This is a genomic window from Streptomyces xingningensis (assembly GCF_054957865.1).
Window position 1 is genome coordinate 1 of record NZ_JBDJPF010000146.1, and the last position, 2657, is coordinate 2657.

1 protein-coding gene is annotated in these 2657 nt (G+C 72.4%); it reads right to left on the reverse strand.

The features are described 5' to 3' along the window. A partial coding sequence (locus tag ABCR83_RS32500) for a type I polyketide synthase (protein WP_462698861.1) occupies window positions 1-2657 on the reverse strand: 2657 nt, incomplete at both ends.

Here is a 2657-nt window from a genome sequence, read left to right on the forward strand (position 1 = left end):
GCGCGGCGTCGGGTGGTCGAACACCAGCGTGGCGGGCAGCCGGAGACCACTCACCGCCGAGAGCCGATTGCGCAGCTCCACGGCCATGAGGGAGTCAAAACCGAGCTCCTTGAACGGCGTGCCGACCCGCACCTCGGCCGGTGACCCATGGCCCAGGACGACGGCCACATACTCGCGGACGACGGCCAGCACGGTCTCCAGCCGCGCGGCCGCGTCCAGCCCCGCCAGCCGGGATGCCCACGCACCCTCGGGCGTGGACCCGGCGGCCAGTCGGCGCCGTCCCCGCCCGGCTGGTCTGCGCAGCAGCGGAGACGCGCTATCGCCGGCGGCGGCGCCCGGGTCCAGTTCCGCCGCCACCACGAACGCCCGGTCCTGCCGCTTGGCGGCGTCGAAGAGAGCGAGAGCGCGTTCAGTGGTAAGGGGGGTGAATCCGGTGCGCCGCATCCGGGCCAGGTCCGCGGCGCCGAGGTGCTCGGTCATACCGCTGGTGGCCTGCCACAGGCCCCAGCCCACGGAAAGACCAGGAAGCCCGGACGCCCGGCGGTGGGCCATCAGGGCGTCGCAATAGGTGTTCGCTGCCGCGTAGTTGGCCTGTCCCGGGCTGCCCAGAGCGGCAGCTGCCGAGGAGAACACCACAAACATACCGAGGGGCATTCCGGCGGTGGCCGTGTGCAGGTTCCGGGCAGCGCCCGCCTTGGCGGCCCACACCCGGGCGAGGCGGTCAGGGGTCTGGGCGGCAACCGTCGCATCGTCGAGGACACCGGCGGCGTGCACCACCCCCGTCAGCGGGTGCGCGGCGTCGACGCCCGCGACCAGCGCCACCACAGCGTCCAGGTCGCTCACATCGGTCGCCGTCACGAAGACATCGGCGCCCAGTTCGCCCAGCCGCGCCACCAACTCCCGTGCACCGTCGGCCTCAAGGCCGCGGCGGCCGACGAGCACCAGATGCCGTACCCCCCATGCCCGCACCAGGTGTTCGGCCACCAGTGCACCCAGTACCCCGGTGCCGCCGGTGACCAGGACGGTGCCGTCCGGGTCGAGCCCCTCGGCCGCGTCCCGTTCGGGTACGACGGTCGAGCGGACGAGACGGGGCACCAGAATCTGCCCGGCCCGCACCGCCACCTGAGGTTCATCGGCCGCCAGGGCCTGGCGCACCACTTGGGCGACAGCGTCAGAGTTGTCATCGAGGTCAATGAGGTCGATGTCAATGAGCAGGATGCGCCCCGGATTCTCCGACTGGGCGCTGCGGACCAGGCCCCATACGCTCGCGGCCGCCGGGTCGACGTCCGCGCCCTCCTCGACGGGCATGGCGTGCCGCGTGACCAGCGCCAGCCGGGCATCGGCGAACCTCGGCTCGGCCAGCCACTCCCGCACCAGCGCCAGTGCGCGTCCGGCGACGTCCAGGCCATCCTCGCTCTCGGCCACCGGTGCGATCACCACCGGGGGAACGTCGCCGAGCGCGGCCAAGTCCGGTACGTCCCGGCCCAGCATCGCGCACTCCACCTCATCGGCCGCGGGGTGGGCGGGGAGTACGGTCCAGTCGATGCCAAAGAGCCCCCGCTCTGCCCGCCCGACCGACGCACCCAAGCTGCCCGGCTCAGCCGGACGGGCCTGGAGAGAGGCGACGTTCAGCACGGGAGCGCCGGCCGCGTCGGCCACCGTCACCTGCATCCCTTGCTCGATGCCCTGCCCGAGGAGGGAAACCCGAACTCGGACCGTGGTGGCCCGCACGGCGTGCAGCGACACCCCGTTCCAGGCGAACGGCAGCAACACCCGGCCGTCGTCAGCCCTGTCCACCAGGAGCGCCACGGGCTGCAGGGCGGCGTCAAGCAGCGCCGGGTGAATGCCGAACCCATCCGGGTCACCGGCTTCCTCCGGCAGTACCACCTCTGCGAGCACCTCATCGCCGTACCGCCACAGCGCCTGCACGCCCTGGAAAGCGGCGCCATAACCGTAACCAGCCGCCGCCATATCCATGTTGAAGGCGTCCACATCAACCGGCTCGGCGTCGGCCGGGGGCCACGGACCACCCAACCCTTGGGCCTCGGCGGCGGGCTCGGGGCTCAGTACGCCGGTGGCGTGGGTCGTCCACGGCTGGTCGGGTTCGTCGTGACCCTGGTCGTGGTCGGGGCGGGAGAACACCCGGACTGGGCGCCTGCCGTCCTCGTCCGCCACGCCCACAACAACCTGGATCCGGGCCCCGCCGGACTCCGGCAGCACGAGCGGGGCCTGCAACGCCAACTCCTCGACGGTGGCGCAGCCCGCCTCGTCGGCGGCCCGCAACACCCACTCCACCAGCACCGCCCCCGGCACCAGCGTGGCACCGGCCACCACATGATCGGCCAGCCAGGGGCCGGACTGCCTGGTCAGCCGCCCGGTGAGCAGATGAATCCCGCCATCGGCCAGCCCAACGGAGGCCCCCAGCAAGGGATGCCCTGACGAAGCGAGACCAAGCCCGGTCGGGTCCCCGTCACGGCCACTGGAGACATTCAGCCAGTAGCGCTGGTGTTGGAAGGGGTAGGTGGGGAGGTCGACGGTGCGGGGGGTGGGGTCAGTGGGGTACCAGCGGGTCCAGTCGACTGCAACTCCGGCGGTGAAGGCTGTGGCCAGGGCGTGGGCGAGTTGGGTGCGGTCGTCCTGGTCGCGGCGGAGGGTGG